Annotated in this window: 15 protein-coding genes; 2 read left to right on the top strand and 13 right to left on the bottom strand. The window is 31.9% G+C overall.

Features of this window, described 5'->3' with window-relative positions:
* Positions 1-264 precede the first annotated feature (264 nt).
* Positions 265-1,455 (bottom strand): aspartate aminotransferase family protein, encoded by a 1,191-nt coding sequence (locus tag DG435_RS09195; protein ID WP_106794925.1) that lies wholly within the window; start codon positions 1,453-1,455, stop codon positions 265-267.
* A 47-nt stretch (positions 1,456-1,502) separates the two neighbouring features.
* Positions 1,503-3,278: an OstA-like protein gene (locus DG435_RS09190; protein WP_234387192.1), complete on the bottom strand. Its 1,776-nt coding sequence runs from the start codon at positions 3,276-3,278 to the stop codon at positions 1,503-1,505.
* Between the two features lie 494 nt (positions 3,279-3,772).
* Between DG435_RS09190 and DG435_RS09185 the strand changes: the two genes are divergently transcribed.
* Both DG435_RS09185 and DG435_RS09180 read left to right on the top strand, forming a co-directional pair.
* Positions 3,773-5,134 (top strand): tetratricopeptide repeat protein, encoded by a 1,362-nt coding sequence (locus DG435_RS09185; RefSeq protein ID WP_106794924.1) that lies wholly within the window; start codon positions 3,773-3,775, stop codon positions 5,132-5,134.
* Positions 5,135-5,223: 89 nt separating this feature from the next.
* Positions 5,224-5,928, top strand: a complete 705-nt coding sequence (locus DG435_RS09180) for a hypothetical protein (protein WP_106794923.1) — start codon at positions 5,224-5,226, stop codon at positions 5,926-5,928.
* Between the two features lie 71 nt (positions 5,929-5,999).
* Here DG435_RS09180 and DG435_RS09175 read toward each other — a convergent pair whose 3' ends face one another.
* From DG435_RS09175 to thrS, 11 genes are all read right to left on the bottom strand, one after another.
* A complete protein-coding gene (locus DG435_RS09175; RefSeq protein WP_106794922.1) occupies positions 6,000-7,271 on the bottom strand; it encodes an adenylosuccinate synthase in 1,272 nt (423 codons plus the stop codon).
* The gene (locus tag DG435_RS09170) at positions 7,271-7,738 is read right to left on the bottom strand and encodes a Fur family transcriptional regulator (protein WP_024771200.1); all 468 of its coding nucleotides are present in this window, start codon (positions 7,736-7,738) and stop codon (positions 7,271-7,273) included. Before DG435_RS09170 ends, DG435_RS09175 begins: the two co-directional genes overlap by 1 nt.
* A 176-nt stretch (positions 7,739-7,914) precedes the next feature.
* Positions 7,915-10,122: a bifunctional (p)ppGpp synthetase/guanosine-3',5'-bis(diphosphate) 3'-pyrophosphohydrolase gene (locus DG435_RS09165; protein WP_106794921.1), complete on the bottom strand. Its 2,208-nt coding sequence runs from the start codon at positions 10,120-10,122 to the stop codon at positions 7,915-7,917.
* Positions 10,123-10,290: 168 nt separating this feature from the next.
* Positions 10,291-11,523, bottom strand: a complete 1,233-nt coding sequence (locus tag DG435_RS09160; protein ID WP_106794920.1) for a M48 family metallopeptidase — start codon at positions 11,521-11,523, stop codon at positions 10,291-10,293.
* 94 nt (positions 11,524-11,617) lie between these two features.
* Positions 11,618-12,427: an RNA methyltransferase gene (locus tag DG435_RS09155; RefSeq protein WP_106794919.1), complete on the bottom strand. Its 810-nt coding sequence runs from the start codon at positions 12,425-12,427 to the stop codon at positions 11,618-11,620.
* Between the two features lie 51 nt (positions 12,428-12,478).
* Complete coding sequence (locus tag DG435_RS09150) at positions 12,479-15,253, bottom strand: ATP-binding protein (protein WP_106794918.1); 2,775 nt, start codon at positions 15,251-15,253, stop codon at positions 12,479-12,481.
* A 6-nt stretch (positions 15,254-15,259) separates the two neighbouring features.
* A complete protein-coding gene (locus tag DG435_RS09145; protein ID WP_106794917.1) occupies positions 15,260-15,667 on the bottom strand; it encodes a hypothetical protein in 408 nt (135 codons plus the stop codon).
* Between the two features lie 175 nt (positions 15,668-15,842).
* Complete coding sequence (rplT, locus tag DG435_RS09140; protein ID WP_101449784.1) at positions 15,843-16,187, bottom strand: 50S ribosomal protein L20; 345 nt, start codon at positions 16,185-16,187, stop codon at positions 15,843-15,845.
* 141 nt (positions 16,188-16,328) lie between these two features.
* On the bottom strand, positions 16,329-16,526 hold the full coding sequence (gene rpmI, locus DG435_RS09135; protein WP_027394180.1) for a 50S ribosomal protein L35: 198 nt from the start codon (positions 16,524-16,526) through the stop codon (positions 16,329-16,331).
* A gap of 60 nt (positions 16,527-16,586) precedes the next feature.
* The gene (gene infC / locus DG435_RS09130) at positions 16,587-17,105 is read right to left on the bottom strand and encodes a translation initiation factor IF-3 (RefSeq protein WP_084050423.1); all 519 of its coding nucleotides are present in this window, start codon (positions 17,103-17,105) and stop codon (positions 16,587-16,589) included.
* 69 nt (positions 17,106-17,174) lie between these two features.
* Positions 17,175-19,121, bottom strand: coding sequence for a threonine--tRNA ligase (gene thrS / locus DG435_RS09125; protein ID WP_106794915.1), 1,947 nt, complete (start codon positions 19,119-19,121; stop codon positions 17,175-17,177).
* Positions 19,122-19,437 lie beyond the last annotated feature (316 nt).

Here is a 19,437-nt window from a genome sequence, read left to right as displayed (position 1 = left end):
AATCAAAAGTATTTAATAAATCCATTACTTAATCTATTTTCGCATTATTGATTTCCTCAGTATTAAAATTACAAATGTAATTGAATGATTATACTTCAAAAACCAATTGTTTTTAACAAACTAATTAACAAAATACGTACCATTATATGATAATGATATAGAGTTTTTCTTTTATAGAAGCCGAAATGTATTAAGGGATTTGTGAAAATAATGGATGGTCTACTAAAGATACGGTTTTTTTAATAAAAATTCAATAATTGTCTTTTAAATTTTGATGTCTTGTATTTGATCTAAAACAGTAAGAATGAGTTGACATCCTTCTCTGATTTCACTTTCAGATATAGTGAGTGGCGGTGTAATACGTATTGCAAGGGGTTCAAAAAGTAACCAAAATAATATTAATCCATGGTCTTGGCATTTTAATATAACTTGATTCGTTATTTCTGCAGAAGGAGTTATAAAAGCTAGCATAAGGCCTAGACCTCTAACTTCTTTGATTAATGGATGAATTAATAGTGATCTGAATAGTTTTTCTTTTTCCAGAGTAGCTGCCATTACGTCACTCTCGGTAATTTCCTGTAATGTTGCCAAAGCGGCAGCTGCAATGACAGGATTTCCTCCAAATGTTGTAATATGACCTAATTTTGGGTTATCCTGTAATTGATTCATCATTGATGTTGAAGCAGTAAAGGCTCCAATCGGAAGTCCACCACCCATTCCTTTACCCATTACAAGGATATCAGGAATGATATCATAATTTTGAAAACCAAATAATTTACCGGTTCTCCCAAATCCAGGTTGTATCTCATCTAAAATTAGCAGTGCCCCAACTTCTTCACACTGCATTTTTACCTTTTTTAAATATTCGTATTTAGGCTCAATAAATCCTGCTCCTCCTTGTATGGTTTCTAAGATAACTGCTGCGGTTTTGTGCGTAATCTGTTTTATATCTTTTTCATCATTAAACGTAATAAAAGCTGTATCGGGAATTAATGGTCTAAATGCTTGTTTACGTTCTTCATACCCCATTACACTCATAGATCCCATAGTGTTACCATGATATGCTAGTTTTGCTGCAATAATCTGGCTTCTACCTGTAACTCTTCGGGCTAATTTTAAAGAGCCTTCAATAGCTTCTGTTCCTGAGTTGGTTAAGTAGGTTTTTTCTAATGGATGGGGTAGGTGAGAAGCTAATAGTTTAGTGAGTTCTACAGCAGGTTGTTGTATATATTCCCCATACACCATGACATGTAGATATTTATCTAACTGATCCTTTATTGCACGTATAATTCTGGGATGTTTGTGTCCTAAGCTACATGCTGAGACTCCAGCAACAAAATCCAAATACTTCTTGTCATTAGTATCATAAATATAACTACCGATAGCATGTGAAACTTCTATAGCTAAGGGATGCGGAGTAGTTTGGGCTTGATATTTGAAAAAATCCTGTTTCAAGATTGTTTTTTTACTAGATTATCCGATATTTTTTACACAAAAAGAGATCAATGTTCGATGTTGATACTATCTTTTTGATTTTTTTTCTTTTCGGTATTAAGTTCTTCTTTTACTTTCTTTTTAAAAGGAATAGAATCTAGTTGTTCGTTAGTTTCTTTAAGTTCAGCATCTTTGAGTTCTTGCTCAAGTAGTCGAGAACCTTCAGATTTATTATCCTCCAAACGTTTCACCGTTTCTTCATCAAAGAAATCTGTTTCGTCTTTTGGTAATGGGATTCCTGTTATTTTAATAAGTTCAGGAGGAGATTCTCCTCTAAATAAATCAGCTTTACTATTAATGCGTTCATCACCACGCCAATTAAAACCAGAGAGTTCACGAGCATTTTCTGGTAGATCAATTTCACGATATAATGTACCATCAATATTCTGATAATAATAGACATCTTCTATCTCGCGATTATTTAGTAATAATTTAATAGAACTAGAGAGGACTTTATTAATACCAATAAGTTTTAATTCACCTTCACTTTCTCTTTGGTAAAATATAGTTTCTGTGTTTTTATCAATATCTACCTGATAGAGTTCATTATCTTTAAATAAACCATAAAGTATTTGACCTTTTACCTGGTTATATCCAGCTTTAAGGGTGTCTTCTTGAACCAAAAAAGCATTTTGATATACGATAAGTGAATCTAATTTTTCTGTCTTTGTATTCGAGATAATTTTTATGGTATCACCAGTCATTTGATTTCTTTGTGACCAAATAATAGGTCGGCCAATCATTTTGGTATAGCCTGTGGTTTGATCTACATTAATAGAATCACTTTTGCCACTCATATTACTCTTATAGATTCTTACATCATAAAAACCATTCATTATTCTTCGTTCGGGTTTACCAGTAATCATAAGTGTATCACTGTGAATGAAAATAGAATCTTTTTCCTGCAAGGTGGCTGCAAGTGCTCTCTTTGTAATGAAGACAGAATCTTTTTCTTTAAAAACCTCTGCATAATGCCCGGTGATTACAGAATTATTAGCTGTATCTAATACTCTAATATTATTAGTGGCTGATGCAAATTGATCCGCACTATTATAAAAAATACTATCTCCAAAAACAGTACGTTTATCATAATCGATTTTGGCATTTTTGATGGCATATCCAGTCTTAGCTTTAGTGTCATAGAACCCTCGTTCGCAATATAAAGTGCTTTCTTTACCTTTAACTGTCGAAGGGCCATACAGGTATGCATGACCATTTTCTGTATAATAATCTAATCGATCCGAATCTACTGTATTTTCAGGATTTACAATTTTTACTGTGGTATTAAATGAATATTGTTTTCGGTCCATAAAATACCTCCCAATTTGACTCGTCAATGTATTTGAAGAGTCTCGAACTGTCCCACCACTACGGTAATAGGCTTGTTGTCTAAGTCGATCAAAGAATAAAGTATCGGTGCGCAATGTATTAGAAGGAGTTTCCATAAATACATTATCACTCGCGTATGCGAATTTAGTATTACCATTATACTCAGCATATTTACTAGTCATAATAATGGTATCTCCTTGTTTCATTTTTACATTTCCCAAAGCCTTGACAAACTTATCTTCACCATAATGAATAGCTTGATCACACCATATCTCAATCCCTTCATGTTGCATATATACCTGTTTGTCTACTTTTGCCAGAATAGTTGCTCCAGGAAACCGGTTTTGATCTTTTATGGTACGATCAGATTGAACTTTGATTTGTTTTCCTTCCTGTGCAAATGATGCTACCGAAAATATAAAGGCAAGTATTATATAGAAGAATTTGTTTTTCAAGTGTTTCAAATTTGTATGCAAAATAACGAAAATTGTATCTAATGATTGTGGCTATGACGGTAAAATAAAAAGTAAGTCATTTTCAATTAATAACTTTATGTCTTATCTCATGTTGCATTTTAACATGTTTTACCTCTTTAATAACTTAAAATCAAGCGATTTCTATAATTGATGAATTGTTGTACATCAATAAAAAAAGGATAATGTGTAAGTTTTGTACGATCAAAGGACTAATACAGATAAAAAGAAGCAAACAAAAGAAATTTTCGAATTTTTTAACACTAGATCTACTTAAGCATCAGTAAATTGCGATAGGAAACAACAAGGGAACGATCAATGCTATGGGGATAGCATCATCTTAACTTTTTATTTTTTATCAAACACGAATTTGTTTATTCTGATTCATTTTTAAGAATAGATATAGAGTTGTTGTTTTTTTTTTTTTTTGAAAAAGAAAAGTTTAGGTCGTTATACTATTAACAAAAGGATAATAGATGGTTTTGAAAAAAAACTTAGGGGCTCTATTTTTTTTGTTTTTTTGGGGCGCTGTGTTTTCTCAGGAAAAACAGCTGGAAAAAGCAAATGAAGCTTTTAAAAAGTATGCCTATATCGAGGCAAGGGAAATGTACTTGAAAGCTATAGGAAAAGGAGGTAAATCTGTAGAGTTATATGAAAGATTAGGGGATTCATATTACTTTAATGGGGAGTTAGAAAAAGCAGCACAATGGTATCGAGTATTGTCTTCTTTGTATCCAGAAAAGATAAAATCAGAATATCGAACCAGATATGCACAATGCATTAAGAGTACCGAAGGATATAAAAATGAAGATAATATAGCTCATTGGTTATATACAAATAATGATGCAAGAGAAGAAAAGGCATGTGACTCATTAGGTGGTGTTTCATCAAGGAGAGATAAGTCAGGGGAGTTTATAGTTGATACCCTAAAGATCAATTCGAAATATTCGGATTATGCTCCTAGTTTTTATAATGGTGAATTGGTATTTGCATCTTCACGAAACACTAATAATTTTTCTACAGTATTACATGAATGGAATAATCAACCTTTTTTAGACTTGTATACAACTACACACGTTTCTGAAGAAAAAAGTGTTGAAAAATTAAAAGGAAATATTAATTCAAAGTTTCATGAGTCTTCTGCAACTTTTAGCAAGGATAGAAAAACTGTATACTTTACTAGAAATAATTATTCTAAAAGAAAATCTAAAACGAATACGGAAGGTGTTGTTTTGTTAAAAATATATAGAGCACATTATGATAAGGGAAAATGGGGAGATATAGAAGAATTACCGTTTAATAGTAATGAATATTCAATAGCACACCCTGCGTTATCTTATGACGAGAAATTTTTGTATTTCGCAAGTGATATGCCAGGAACTCATGGGAAATCAGATTTGTATGTAGTCAAAATAAATGAAGATAAGAGTTTTGGGACTCCTAAAAATTTAGGAAGTTTAATTAATACTTCGGGGCGTGAAACTTTCCCTTATATTAGTGATAAAGGAAAATTGTTTTTTGCAAGTGACGGACATAAGGGATTAGGTGGTTTAGATATTTTTATGGCTATTCCAAATGAAGAGGGAATGGTAGAAGTTTATAATTTAGGAAACCCTATTAATAGTCCCAAAGATGATTTTACCTTTATTATTAATGAAGAAAATAAAACAGGATATTTTGCAAGTAATCGTAAGGGAGGTAAGGGTGATGACGATATCTATGGTTTCAAGCAGATAAGCCCATTTCCTGAGCGGTATTATCGTAAACAGAAAATTATTCGAAAATTAGAAAGAGTGATAGAGTTAAAATCTAATAAGGAAGGGACTACTTCGTTATGATATTTATAGATTGATAAAGAATATCTTTTGGATTTATTTTCTAATAAGTATTTTTGGTTTTATATATTTATGATAAAAGAAGTAACTATATGAAAGCAAAACTATTTTTAATTTTCATTTTTATATCTCATTTTTTTTATTCTCAAGTAGATAGGAATTCTATATTAGGACTGCCTAATGTTACTACCGCCGAAATGAATGGTATTGCAACCCCTAATGAAGGATCCATAGTGTATAATATTACAGATGATAAGATATATTACTGGGATGGAACAAAATGGGTTGCTGCAAATGAATCAGCATCAGATGGAGATGTGAAATTTAGTGTTGTTACTGCAGATCATGGTGGATGGTATATTTTAGATGGTCGTAGTACTGCAACACTTTCGGTTACTGCTCAGGTAGTTGCAACTAGTTTAGGATTTACCACAAATTTACCCAATGCAACAGATAGAGTCTTAAAACATCCTGCAGGAGGAGAAAATATAGGAGATACAGGAGGCCAGGCAAATACAACGTTAGTCCAGGCAAATTTGCCTAATGTTAATTTTACCGGTACAACCACAAACAGAGGAAATCACAGACATGGTTTTGCTGGTTTCTTTTCTAATCAACGTGTACAGAATGGGGTAGATGCTAATAGAAGAATTTTATTAGCTGGAGGAAATACAAATACAGGTAATGCAGGTAATCATAACCATAATGTAACACTAAATAGTGGAGGAACAAATCAATCTTTTGATCGCTATCAACCTTATCTGGTAATTAACACTTTTATTTATTTGGGAAATTAATAGGGTATATATATAAAAAAATAAGAGTGTTTGTTTTTACAAACACTCTTATTTTTTTATAACAATATTTTTTACCTGTGTATGGTTTGCGTTCTATCTGGTCCTACAGAAACAATCGTAATTGGTGTTTCTAATTCTTTTTCTAAAAACGAAATATATTCATTTAACTCTTTTGGAAGCTGAGAAGGATCAGTCATACCAGTAAGGTCTTCTGACCAACCTTTCATTTCAGTATAGACCGGTGTTACATTTTCAGGTTCTATATTGTAAGGTAAATGAGTAATTGTTTTACCTTGGTATTTATAAGCGGTACATATTTTTAAGGTGTTAAACCCACTTAGTACATCGCCTTTCATCATCATTAATTTTGTTACTCCGTTTACATGTACGGCATATTTTAGAGCTACAAGATCTAGCCATCCACATCTTCTTGGTCTACCTGTGGTAGCTCCAAATTCATGACCAACTTGCGCCATTGTCTCTCCATCTTGATCAAATAATTCTGTAGGGAATGGTCCACTACCAACTCGAGTAGTGTATGCTTTGAATATACCAAAAACATCTTTGATCTTATTTGGTGCAATACCTAGGCCTGTACATGCTCCTGCTGCGGTAGTATTTGATGAAGTTACAAAAGGATATGTGCCAAAATCTATATCCAATAAAGATCCTTGTGCTCCTTCAGCTAGAATTGTTTTTCCCTCTTTTTGAGCCTGATGAAGGTATTCTTCACTATCAATAAAAGTAAGTGTTTTTAAAACTTTAACTGCTTCAAAGAATTCATTCTCTAATTCTGTAAGATCGTATTCTATTTTAGAATCATAAAAATCAATCATTGCTTCATGCTTATTAGCTAAAGCACGGTAACGTTCTTTCCAGTCATTTAATTCTAAATCTCCAACTCTAATACCATTTCTACCAGTTTTGTCCATATATGTAGGACCAATCCCTTTTAAAGTAGAGCCTATTTTTGCCTTTCCTTTAGAAGCTTCAGAAGCAGCATCCAGAATCCTATGAGTAGGAAGAATTAGATGGGCTTTTCTAGAAATCAATAATTTGGATTTATAATCTAAATTAAATTTATTAAGGTTATCTAACTCTTTTTTAAAAATCACAGGGTCTATTACGACACCATTTCCAACCAAATTAATGGCCTTATCATGAAAAATTCCACTAGGAATAGTATGCAACACATGTTTGATTCCATCAAATTCTAAAGTGTGACCAGCATTGGGCCCACCTTGAAATCGTGCAATAATATTATAATCTTTTGTAAGAACGTCTACAATTTTTCCTTTCCCTTCGTCTCCCCATTGAAGACCAAGTAATAAGTTTACCGCCATTAGTTATCTTTATTAGTTGGGTTTTTTTTAGTTCCGTAGAAATACAAAGAATGATTTGTAATATCTACATCAAAAATTTCTTCGATTGTTTTTTTGATAGATTGAATTCTAGGATCACAAAATTCTAATACATCCCCGGTATCAGTTAAAATTAGATGATCATGTTGCCTGTCGAAATATGATTTTTCGTATTGAGCTTGATTTTGTCCGAACTGATGTTTTCTAACTAGTTTACATTCTAATAAAAGCTCTATAGTATTATAAAGTGTTGCACGGCTTACCCTATAGTTTTTATTTTTCATTTTGATGTATAATGATTCTATATCAAAATGCTCATCACTTTCGTAAATCTCTTGAAGTATAGCGTATCTTTCGGGTGTTTTTCTATGACCATTTTCTTCTAAGAAACTGGTAAAAACATTTTTAACGATTATCTGGTCGTTTTGTGTAGTTGCTTTAGTACTCATACGTTTAAAAACGCAAAGTTACATTATTTTTTATTAGTGAGACTCTGATTTAAAAACGATTATTTAAGGATTTTTAAAATTAGCTGATTTGAACTGACCTTATCACAAAAAAGAATCTTTATAGAATAGTATAATTCTTAATTCATTATTCTTTTTAGAATAAAAATACGAGGTTTTTATTCTCTTACCACTTTATCAATACCACTTATTTTTGAAAGGTTTTTCATGACTGTTTTCAAGGTGTTTTTATTTTTAACACCAACTGTTATTTTACCTGTAAAAACTCCATCATTAGTGTCAAAATTCATATTGTATATGGCAAGACTCATATTGTTTGAAATAATTTGAGTTACCTCATTTACTACTCCAATATTATCAATACCATTAAGCCTTATTACAGCCTTGAATTCTTCCTGGCTAGAATCAATCCATTTTGCCGGAATAATGCGATAAGCATAGTTACTTTGTAACTGTAACGAATTTGGACAATTATTTTTATGAACTTTTATGCCTTCATTAACCGTTATAAAACCAAAAACATCATCTCCAGGAATTGGATTACAACAATTTGATAATTTGTATTCTAATTTTTCTGAATCTTTTCCGAAAACAAGTAGATCGTATTTAGATGTAATTTCCTCCTTATTAACGTCTTTAATATTACCTCTTCGAATTCTATTTTTGATAAAATTCATGAAGACATTACTTCGAGTAGTAGCAAACTCTTTGATCTTTTGATTGTCAATAGTCCCTATGCCTACTCTATAGAATAGATCCAAACTTGTTTTAAGTTTAAAATAAAGTACAAGTTCGTTAACCACTTTTTCGCTCATTGTTATTTTCTGAGAGCGAAGTTTACGTTTCAAAACGACTTTGCCATCTTCGGCAATTTGTTTTTTCTCGTCTCGTAAAGCAGATTTAATTTTGGCCCTCGCTCTTGCTGTAGTGGCATAATCCAGCCAGCTAGAAGAAGGTTTTGATTTGGTCGAGGTAATTATTTCTACCTGATCACCACTTTTAAGTTCGTGGCTTAGTGGTACTAATTTACCATTCACTCGTGCTCCTCTAGTTCTTAATCCAACCTCGGTATGCACACTAAAACCAAAATCGAGAGCAGTTGCTCCTTTTGGTAATGATTTTAAATCTCCTTCTGGAGTAAAGACAAATATTTCTTTTGCATAAAGATTTAGTTTAAATTCTTCTACAAAATCTACGGCATTTGTTTCAGAATTTTCTAATGCTTCCTGTAATCGATTAAGCCACCCATCTAATCCTTGATCCTGCTTTTCTTCGGTATTCTTATACTTATAATGTGCAGCGTATCCTTTTTCTGCAATTTCATGCATACGCTCACTACGAATTTGTACTTCAACCCATTTGCTGTCTGGGCCAATAACTGTTATATGCAAAGCTTCATAACCAGTGGACTTGGGTTGAGAAATCCAATCTCTTAATCGAATAGGGTTTGGCCTGTAATAATCGGTTACCACAGTATATATTTTCCAGGCAATAAACTTTTCATTCTCTATATTATCGGACTTGTATATTATTCGTATTGCGAATTTGTCATATACTTCGTCAAATGCGATGTTTTGTTTTACCATTTTTCTACGAATCGAAAAAATGGACTTTGGTCTTCCTTTTATTTCATAATTTAATCCTTCTTTATCAAGGCCTTCTCTAATTTGATCAGAGAATTTTTTGATATACTCATCTTGTTCCTCCTTACTCTCTTTAATTTTTTCTAGAATATCCTTATATACTTCGGGTTCGGTATATTTTAATCCCAGATCTTCTAATTCTGTTTTGATATTGTATAAGCCGATTCGATGAGCAAGAGGAGCGTATATATATAAAGTTTCAGACGCAATCTTTACCTGCTTATCTGGCCTCATAGCATCCATCGTTTGCATATTATGTAAACGATCGGCAATTTTAATAATAATAACCCTTACATCATCATTAAGTGTAAGAAGCATTTTTCTGAAATTCTCTGCTTGTAAGGAAATGTCTCTGTCCTTTTTAAGAGATGAGATTTTGGTAAGACCATCTACAATACGAGCTACTGTTTCGCCAAACATTTGCTCAATATCGACCAAGGTATATTCTGTATCTTCTACAACATCATGAAGTAATGCAGCTGCAATTGATGTAGCATCCAATCCAATTTCACTAGCTACAATTTTTGCTACTGCTATAGGGTGAAAAATATAAGCCTCACCACTTTTACGACGCTGATCTTTATGTGCATCAACAGCAATATCAAACGCCTGTCGTATAAGTATTTTATCCTCTTTAGTAAGGTCTCTATAACTAATACGAAGCAATTCTTTGTATTGCTTAGCAATCTGTTTATTTTCTTTATCTATAGCAGCTTCAGTCATAACATAAAGTTTTTTAAGAAAGCCCTATTAAGTATCGTGTGTGATATCCCCTAGTAATATTAACCGACAAAATTGTGCCTTGAGATTAATGATTAAACTATATTTTTTTGTCATTAATAATTAAAAATACAATTAAGAAATGTAACCACCAAGTCTTGAGTAGGGGATTTATTTCCTAAGATTTTTAATTCTTTGTAAAAGAGTGGGATGTGAGTAATGAATAAATACCATAGCAGGGTGAGGGGTTAAGTTACTAAGGTTGTTTTTTGAAAGTTTTTTCAAACTATTAATCAAGGCTTCATTATTATAAGTTTCCTTCGCATAGTTATCTGCCTGATACTCGAAAGCTCTAGAAACCATGTTCATTATTAACCCTGTTATTTCAGAAATCGGACTATACAAAATCCCAAAAGCTATAAGCCCAATATGAAACGAAGGAGTTTCTACTCCAAGTGCTTCAGATAAGAGTGGGTTTGTAATAAAAAGAGATAAAAACCATAATGTTAAACCAGTAAGTGCAATAGATAAAAACAAATTAACGATCACATGCCTTTTTTTATAATGCCCAACTTCATGCGCTAGTACTGCTACAATCTCTTCATTATCTAGGTCATTGACTAATGTGTCATAAAGAGTGATTCTTTTTTCACTTCCAAAACCAGAGAAGTAAGCATTTGCTTTAGTACTTCTTTTAGAGCCATCAATAACAAAAATATCTTTTAACTGAAAACCAACTTTCTTAGAATAAGCTTCAATTGTATTTCTTAGTTCTCCAGGTTCTAAAGGAGTTTGTTTATTAAAAATCGGAACAATAAGTTTTGCGTAAAACATATTCATTGCCAACGTAAATATAGATACTAATGTCCAGGCATAAATCCAAAAAGAGTTTCCTGTAATTTGATAAAACCATATAATCAATGCCAAAAGTCCTCCCCCTACAATCATCATCATTATGATGCTTTTTATTTTATCAATAAAAAAGGTTTTTGTAGTGGTTTTATTGAAGCCGAATTTTTCTTCAATGACAAAAATTTTATAGTAAGTAGCAGGAGTAGAGAGAATATCACTACCAATCATTATAATTCCAAAAAAAAGAAGACCAACTATAATTGAATTATCTGAAATACTCCTTGATATAGTATCAACTAAGGCAAATCCATCTAAAAAGAAAAATGCAAGCATTATACACAATGAAATAGTAGAAGAAACTAATTTAAATTTGAAATTAGCTTCTTTGTATGCTATAGATTTCTGATATTCTTCCTCGGGGTAAACGTCTGTAAGTTCTTCGGGAATCTGATTATTATAATGTCTAGAATTAAGGATGTCTAATAAAGAATCTATTAGAAATACAATAATAATAATAGCTATTAATAAATAAAAAAGGGAATTGGGGGTCATTGGTTTAGAGCAATTAGTAGTTTAAAGATTTGGGATATGTAGGAAATGGTAAGTTAATGATTTTTAATTGATTTTCAGTACTATTTTTAATCTTTTAGACTGTGAACCCTCGTTGACGCTTTGCTTCAAAAATAAGAATTCCGGCAGCGACCGAAACATTCATTGAGTCTATTACGCCACTCATTGGTATTTTAATATTTTGAGTTGCGCTTTCTAAAAAAATGTCACTTAATCCTGTAGCTTCTGTACCAACTACTATAGCAGAGGGGTTAGTGTAATCCTGGGTATGATAATCTATCGATTTTTGTAATGCCGCTCCATAAATGTTGATTTTGTGCTTTTTTAAGAAGTCTATAATGTCACTAGAAGATCCGGTTGCTATTTTGTTGGTGAATATACATCCAACGCTAGATCGTATAATGTTTGGGTTGTATATATCTGTTTTTGGATTTGCAATGAAAACAGCATCTAATTGAGCAGCATCTGCAGTACGTAGTAATGCTCCGATATTGCCAGGTTTTTCAGGAGATTCGGCTACAAGGATCAAAGAGTTTTTTGATGATAGTGCAAAATTATTAATATCAATATCTTTTGAAATAGCCATAGCCAAGACTCCTTCTGTTGTGGTTCTATAAGCTAATTTCTGATATATTTCTGAAGTAATTTCAAACAGTTCAATTTGATGTTGAGAAGCAGTAATTAGTGTCGAAATTTCTGTAAGAGGAATAATAGAAGAACAATAATAAAGTTGAGTGATCGTATATCCTCCCTGTATGGCTAATGTAATTTCACGTTTACCTTCAATAATAAAACGTTTTTCTCTTTTGCGAACTCTCGATTTTTCTTTAAGTTGATTAAGAAATTTTATTTTATCATTCTGAAAACTTTTTATCTGGTTTTGCATAAACGCAAAGATAATAATAGCCAATAAAAAATGTTTTCTTTTTTTATGTATTTAAGAGGATAAATCTTGTATGTACTGATTGATTTCTGCAATGATTTTATGGTAGGATTGATTTAATGTTAGAAAGTATTCTTTGAGTAGACTAAATTCTATTTTTTCTTTTGAAGAATATTCTATTTTTTGTAGAATATTTGTTTCATTTTTCAAGCCAATAGTTTTAAAACTAGATTTAAGTTTGTGAGCAATTTCTCGTGTCACGTCCCAGTTTCTTTCTTCAATGGCCTGTTTTAGTTTTTGATAGTCTTTGGGGGTTTCATCAATGAACATTTGTAAAACTCCCTGAATGATTTCGGTATCATTATCAAAAGTTTTTTTCAGAAAAGACAGGTCACAGAGTTTTTTAACTTCTAAAGATGCTGACTTATCGGTATTATCAATATTGCTAGAAATAATGGTGTCGTTTTGTGGGTTTTTTGATTGGATACTTAATAGCACTTCTTCAAGAGCTTGCTCACTTAATGGTTTAGTAAGGTAAAAATTCATTCCTGACTCTATTGCTTTCTTTTTTGATTCTGGAAACACATCTGCCGAACAAGCTATTATAGGTATTTTATTTATTTTATCATCATTAGAACTTCTTATGATTTTTGTAGCCTCAGGGCCATCCATTACAGGCATATGCATATCCATGAGTATTAGGTCATAAGTAAAATCCTTAAGTTTTTCTAATGCAATCATTCCGTTATCTGCTATATGAGTATCTATATGCCAATTAGAGAATAATTGTTTTATAAAGAACTGATTCATTTTGTTATCTTCAACAACCAGTACTCTCATTCCAGATAGGTCATAGTTATTTTCAGACATAATAGTATGTTTCTTATTTATTTCTGTAGATCTAAAATTACTTTTTGCATATGTGATAGAGAAATCAAAAGTGGACCCGACTCCTGGTTTGCTTTCAGCTTTAAGTATTCCTCCTTGTAATTCAATAAGTTGTTTAGAGATTGAGAGGCCAAGTCCTGTTCCTTCTATCTTATTTTTCCCTGGTTTGTGCACTTGATAAAAACTTTCGAAAATATTCTTAAGTTTATCTTCAGGGATACCAACTCCTGTGTCCTTAACAGAAAAATTAATAGTGATTCCTTCTGTGTTTGATTCTTCTGTTTTTACCTGTATTGTTATCTCACCGGTTTGAGTAAATTTTATTGCATTACCTATTAGGTTGATTAGAATTTGATTTAGCCTAAGCTGATCTCCAATAATAAATTTAGGTACTGAAGGGTCAATAAGCGTTGTGTATTTTAAACCTTTTTCATCTGCTTTTATTTTAAAACCACGTGAGATGTTAGTGATTAGTTCCTTAAGACTAAAATCTGTATTATGTAATGTGAGTTTTCCAGCTTCAATTTTAGAAAAATCAAGAATGTCATTGATTAATATCAAAAGGTTTTCGGCAGAAAATTGAATTCCATCCAAGTTTTTTTTGTCAATTTGAGAAGTTGCAAAGTTGCTTTTTTGTAAAATACCTGTAAGCCCCAAAATAACATTAAGAGGAGTTCTGATTTCATGACTCATATTAGATAAAAAAACGGTTTTTGCCTTAGCAGATTTCTCTGCTATAACCTTTGCTTCTCTAATTTCATTATCAATAATTTTTCGATTTGTTATATCTCTAAAAAAACCGTTGAAAAGATAATCATCTTTGGTTTCAATAGCAATTACTGTAAGTTCTATATATACAATAGAACCATTTTTTCTATTCACCGAAGTTTCTACTCTTTTATTGATCAGTTCATCGTCTCCGGTATGTATATAATTGCTAAAACTTCTTTTTAACTCTTGTCTAAGCTTATATGGGACTAATGAGTAGATATTGTGACCAATCGTTTCTTCTCTTTTTAGCTCTAGTATGTTTTCTGCTTGTTTGTTCCAATTTAATACAACTCCCTTACTATTTACCAAAACCACACCATCCATTGCTGTTTCTAAAATAGTTGTGTTTAAATGCTCACTATATTTTAATTCTTCCTCTACCTTTTTTCTTTCTATAACTTCTTCGGTAAGCCTTTCATTGATTTCCTCTAGGCTATAGAGCTGTTTCTGCAGCATCTTATGCATTTGTTGTTTACTAGGGAAATTGATAAGATCTTTAGCAAGAATTTCTTCAGGAATTACATTTAGTATTGCAGTAAATGAGTCTAATAAATGATAAGATTGAAAATGCTTTTTATAGATAAGTAAATAGATATTGGTAATTGCATTTATGCCTAAACTGTTTTTGATTTTAAGAAAAATCTGATTAGAAAATTCTAATAGATTTTTTCTCTCTTTGATCAGGTCAATAGTGCGAAAATCATACGGGGTATTCAGATATTTTTTGATCTGAATAATTTTAGCATCATTATAACTACCAATAAGTTCTGAAGATTTCTCTAATACTTTAGAGAGAAAAACTTTACATAAGATTAATTCTTGTTCTTTTAATGGATCAAATATTAATTTGAAAGATGTGTGTTTGAATACAGAATTATACCTTTCTATAATTTGATTACGCACAAATTGTTTGCTAGGCCGGCGTACCGCATTTTTTTCTGTAATATACTCTTCTAGAAATAAGTATAGTTCTGGTAAAAATTCAATTTTTTTTACATAAGAAAATTCTCTAAAAGCTGTTACTTTTATTTTTAGATTAGAAGTATTCTTAGATATGTCAATCTCTTTCCAAAGAAAATCAATTAGATCAATAATTTCTTGCTCTTCTTGGCTTTTTTGGGGACTGGTTTTCTTGGCGGTCGTTATTCTTTTAAACCATTTTAAGATCATCTAGGGTCATATTTTGCTAGCTTTATATATTTTGTAAAAGCCTAATGCCGATAAACCCCATGTAAGAATTAGTGCGATAAACCAAATGTAGTTGCCAAAAGTATCTCCAAATATATTCTTGAAAATATTGTAGCCAAAGATATGAGCTATCTGCATATGGAGATGTCCAAGAGCCATAACTACAAACCCCCAAGCGAGTAGTGTCATTCCTGATCCAAATTTCCCTCCTTTTAACTTTGTCGCTGTAAGAAAACTAAACACAAGTGCAATGGCAAGAAAAGGCATTTCTAAAAGGCCAAAAATTTGCTCTGCTCCTAAATTACTAGTATTAGAATGTGTAGTATGATCTTGTGCCAGTAATCCCTGACTAATTAAAAGTAAAGTTGATATAAGCAAAAAGTGTTTTTTTTTCATACCTATTCAGTTTTCTTAAAAGTAATGAAAAAATACCAATCCTCATTCCTTTTAATGGATTAAATACTGTTTTCTACGATGAAGTGCATCGTGTCTTAAAAATTAGGTATAAAAAAAATCCTGCTTCAAAAGCAGGATTTTTTATAAGTGAGATTGTATTATTTTACTAAAAGAATTACTTTACTTTTTCTACAATTGCTTGAAAAGCTTCTGGGTTGTTCATCGCTAAATCGGCAAGAACCTTACGGTTTAATTCGATATTATTAGCTTTTACTTTTCCCATAAATTGAGAATAAGACATACCATGTAAACGGGCACCCGCATTAATACGAGTAATCCATAATGCACGGAAAGTTCTCTTTTTTGCTCTACGATCTCTATACGAATATTGCATCGCTTTATCAACCGCATTTTTTGCTACTGTCCAAACGTTTTTACGACGTCCGAAATAACCTTTTGCTTGCTTGAGAACTTTTTTTCTTCTAGCTCTTTTTGCAACAGAATTTACTGATCTTGGCATAATTTAAATTTTTTAGTAGTAGGCGGTCGACAATCGACACTTGATCATTTAAATTTTAAATCTTAATTCGAAAATTATGAATCTAAAATTTGTAGGCCTAACTCCTGGGTTTATACTAATTCTAACCTGATTAAAAAAGAATTACTTTAAACGTAATTGTTCTTTAATACTATTTTCATCGCTTTTGTGCACTAATGTTGAGTGCGTTAAAGCAAGCTTACGTTTTTTAGATTTTTTTGTCAAAATATGACTCTTAAAAGCGTGCTTTCTTTTGATTTTACCAGTACCGGTAAGCTTAAAACGCTTCTTTGCACTGGATTTTGTTTTCATTTTAGGCATTGTATCCTTGTTTTTATAATCTCACTTATTATCTTAATTATTCCTTGTAATAGGAATTTCTTATTTTTTTGGAGCGATAAACATAATCATTCGTTTACCTTCGAGTTTTGGCATTTGCTCTACTTTACCATACTCTTCTAGCTCTTGTGCTAATCTAAGCAGTAGAATTTGACCTTGATCTTTGTATATGATAGAACGTCCTTTAAAAAAGACATAAGCTTTTAATTTAGCTCCTTCTGATAAAAATTTAATAGCATGTTTTTTCTTAAATTCATAATCATGCTCATCGGTGTTGGGACCAAATCTAATTTCTTTAATAACAACCTTAGTCGCCTTTGATTTTAAGGCTTTGTCTCTTTTCTTCTGCTCGTAAAGGAATTTTTTATAATCCATTATTTTACAAACGGGAGGCACTGCTTTAGGCGAAATTTCTACAAGATCAAGTTCTTGCTCTTCAGCAAGTTGTAGCGCTTTTTTTGTTGGGTAAACACCAACTTCTACATTGTCACCTACAAGGCGCACTTCATCAACACGAATTTTATGATTGATTTTGTGTGCATCTTCTTTGATTACTCTCAGTGGTTTTTGAGACCTTCTTCTTCTTATTGCTATGACTTAAAATTTTAAATTAAACTTAATTATTTATCGTTATCCATTAAACGGTTTTAGCGTTCTGTTAATTTCTTCTTTTATTATTTTAGAAAACTCTTCAATTGATATAGCTCCTAAATCTTCACCACCATGTTTGCGAACAGATATGGTGTTGTCTCTCTCTTCTTGTTCCCCTAAAATGATAATATAAGGAAATTTATTCATTTCTGCCTCTCTAATCTTTTTACCTATTGTTTCATTTCTATGATCGGCAAGGGCGCGAATTTCGTCATTTTCTAACAAATTTAAAACTTTTTCAGAGTATTTTTCATATTTCTCACTGATAGAGAGTATAATAGCTTGTTCTGGCATTAGCCATAGAGGGAAATTACCTCCTGTATGTTCTAGCAAGATAGCAATAAATCGTTCCATGCTACCAAAAGGAGCTCTGTGAATCATTACTGGTCTGTGTAGTTCATTATCACTACCCTTATATGTAAGGTCAAAACGTTCAGGTAGATTGTAATCTACTTGTATAGTTCCTAGTTGCCAATTTCTACCTAATGCATCTTTTACCATAAAATCGAGCTTAGGTCCGTAAAAAGCAGCTTCTCCGCTTTCGATTATGTAATTTAACCCTTTATCTTTTGCTGCATTTATAATTGCATTTTCTGCTTTTTCCCAATTTTCTACATCTCCAATATATTTATCAGGGTTTTCTAAATCTCTTACTGATACCTGAGCTGTAAAATTTTCAAAACCTAAAGAACTAAAAACATACAAGACTAAATCAATTACTTTTTTGAATTCTAGATCTAATTGATCGGGAGTACAAAAAATATGAGCATCATCCTGAGTAAACCCTCTTACACGAGTAAGTCCGTGGAGTTCTCCACTTTGTTCGTATCTGTATACGGTGCCAAATTCTGCATATCGTTTAGGTAAATCTCTGTACGACCATGGTCCACTATTATAAATCTCACAATGATGAGGGCAATTCATTGGTTTTAGCAAGAATTCCTCACCTTCAGCGGGAGTGTTAATAGGTTGAAAACTATCTTCTCCATATTTTGCATAATGACCAGAAGTTACATATAATTCTTTTTGGCCAATATGAGGTGTTACTACCATTTCATAACCAGCTTTCTTCTGCGCCTTTTTCAAAAACTGTTCCAAACGATCACGTAAAGCAGCTCCTTTAGGAAGCCAAAGAGGTAATCCTTGACCTACTTTTTGAGAAAAAGTAAAAAGTTCAAGTTCTTTGCCTAGTTTTCTGTGATCGCGTTTTTTAGCTTCTTCGAGTAATTCTAAATATTCTTTTAATTCTTTTTGTTTCGGAAAAGAGGTTCCGTAAACTCTTGTTAATTGTTTATTATTCTCATCACCACGCCAATATGCTCCCGCAACACTCATAATTTTTACAGCTTTAATAAGCCCTGTGTTGGGAATATGTCCTCCTCGGCATAAATCAGTAAAAGTATCGTGGTCACAAAATGTTATTGTACCATCTTCTAGGTTTTCAATTAATTCAACCTTATACTCATTGTTCTCTTCCTTGTATTTAGTTAAAGCATCAGCTTTAGAAATAGATCTCATTTTGAAATCATGCTTTCCTCTTGCGATTTCAAGCATTTTGTCTTCGATAGCTTTAAAATCTTTTTCAGAAATAACTTGATCCCCTAGATCGACATCGTAATAGAACCCATTATCTATAGCCGGTCCAATAGATAGTTTAACCCCGGGGTATAAATCTTCAAGAGCTTGAGCCAAGACATGAGATGTAGAATGTCTAAATGCTGTTTTACCTTCATCATCTCTCCATGTGAATAAAACAAGGTTACCATCTGTGGTTAATTCTGTGGAGGTTTCGATAGTAGTTCCGTTAAATTTTGCAGAAATTACATTTCTGGCAAAACCTTCACTAATATCTTTTGCAACATCCATAGCAGTAACTTCGCTATTGTAGTCTCTAATCGAACCATCTGGTAACGTAATCTTGATCATCTTTTTCTAATTAAAGGAGCAAAGATAATACGATAATAAAATCCATACAATATATATAAGACATAATTTAACAGATTAATACTATAATATAGGAGTAGGGTAGGGTAGTCGTTGGTATCTCTGACTTTTAACGAGGCTTGACAGTTCTTTTTGTGATGTCTTTATATGATTATATAGAGAAAGATAATAATACTGTATTATGCTATCTCTAATTTCGCAGATTATGTAAATGTTGTTATATCAGAGTATTAAAAAAAAGTTTCAAAATAGTTAATAAAAGATGTTGTTAGGAAGGAAAAGGTTTTTATATTTGCAC

It is taken from the genome of Aquimarina sp. Aq78 (genome assembly GCF_900299525.1).
GTDB lineage: Bacteria > Bacteroidota > Bacteroidia > Flavobacteriales > Flavobacteriaceae > Aquimarina.
The sequence above is the reverse complement of the archived record's forward strand: the minus strand, read 5'-3'. Positions and strand labels throughout refer to the sequence as shown.

Excerpts from the sequence above, each read along its gene's own strand:
- DG435_RS09155 (WP_106794919.1), bottom strand. The coding sequence starts at position 12,427 with ATGCAAAACCAGATAAAAAGTTTTCAGAATGATAAAATAAAATTTCTT.
- DG435_RS09180 (WP_106794923.1), top strand. The coding sequence starts at position 5,224 with ATGAAAGCAAAACTATTTTTAATTTTCATTTTTATATCTCATTTTTTT.
- DG435_RS09170 (WP_024771200.1), bottom strand. The coding sequence starts at position 7,738 with ATGAGTACTAAAGCAACTACACAAAACGACCAGATAATCGTTAAAAAT.
- DG435_RS09175 (WP_106794922.1), bottom strand. The coding sequence starts at position 7,271 with ATGGCGGTAAACTTATTACTTGGTCTTCAATGGGGAGACGAAGGGAAA.
- DG435_RS09145 (WP_106794917.1), bottom strand. The coding sequence starts at position 15,667 with ATGAAAAAAAAACACTTTTTGCTTATATCAACTTTACTTTTAATTAGT.
- DG435_RS09165 (WP_106794921.1), bottom strand. The coding sequence starts at position 10,122 with ATGACTGAAGCTGCTATAGATAAAGAAAATAAACAGATTGCTAAGCAA.
- DG435_RS09150 (WP_106794918.1), bottom strand. The coding sequence starts at position 15,253 with ATGATCTTAAAATGGTTTAAAAGAATAACGACCGCCAAGAAAACCAGT.
- DG435_RS09185 (WP_106794924.1), top strand. The coding sequence starts at position 3,773 with ATGGTTTTGAAAAAAAACTTAGGGGCTCTATTTTTTTTGTTTTTTTGG.
- rpmI (WP_027394180.1), bottom strand. The coding sequence starts at position 16,526 with ATGCCTAAAATGAAAACAAAATCCAGTGCAAAGAAGCGTTTTAAGCTT.
- rplT (WP_101449784.1), bottom strand. The coding sequence starts at position 16,187 with ATGCCAAGATCAGTAAATTCTGTTGCAAAAAGAGCTAGAAGAAAAAAA.
- thrS (WP_106794915.1), bottom strand. The coding sequence starts at position 19,121 with ATGATCAAGATTACGTTACCAGATGGTTCGATTAGAGACTACAATAGC.
- DG435_RS09160 (WP_106794920.1), bottom strand. The coding sequence starts at position 11,523 with ATGACCCCCAATTCCCTTTTTTATTTATTAATAGCTATTATTATTATT.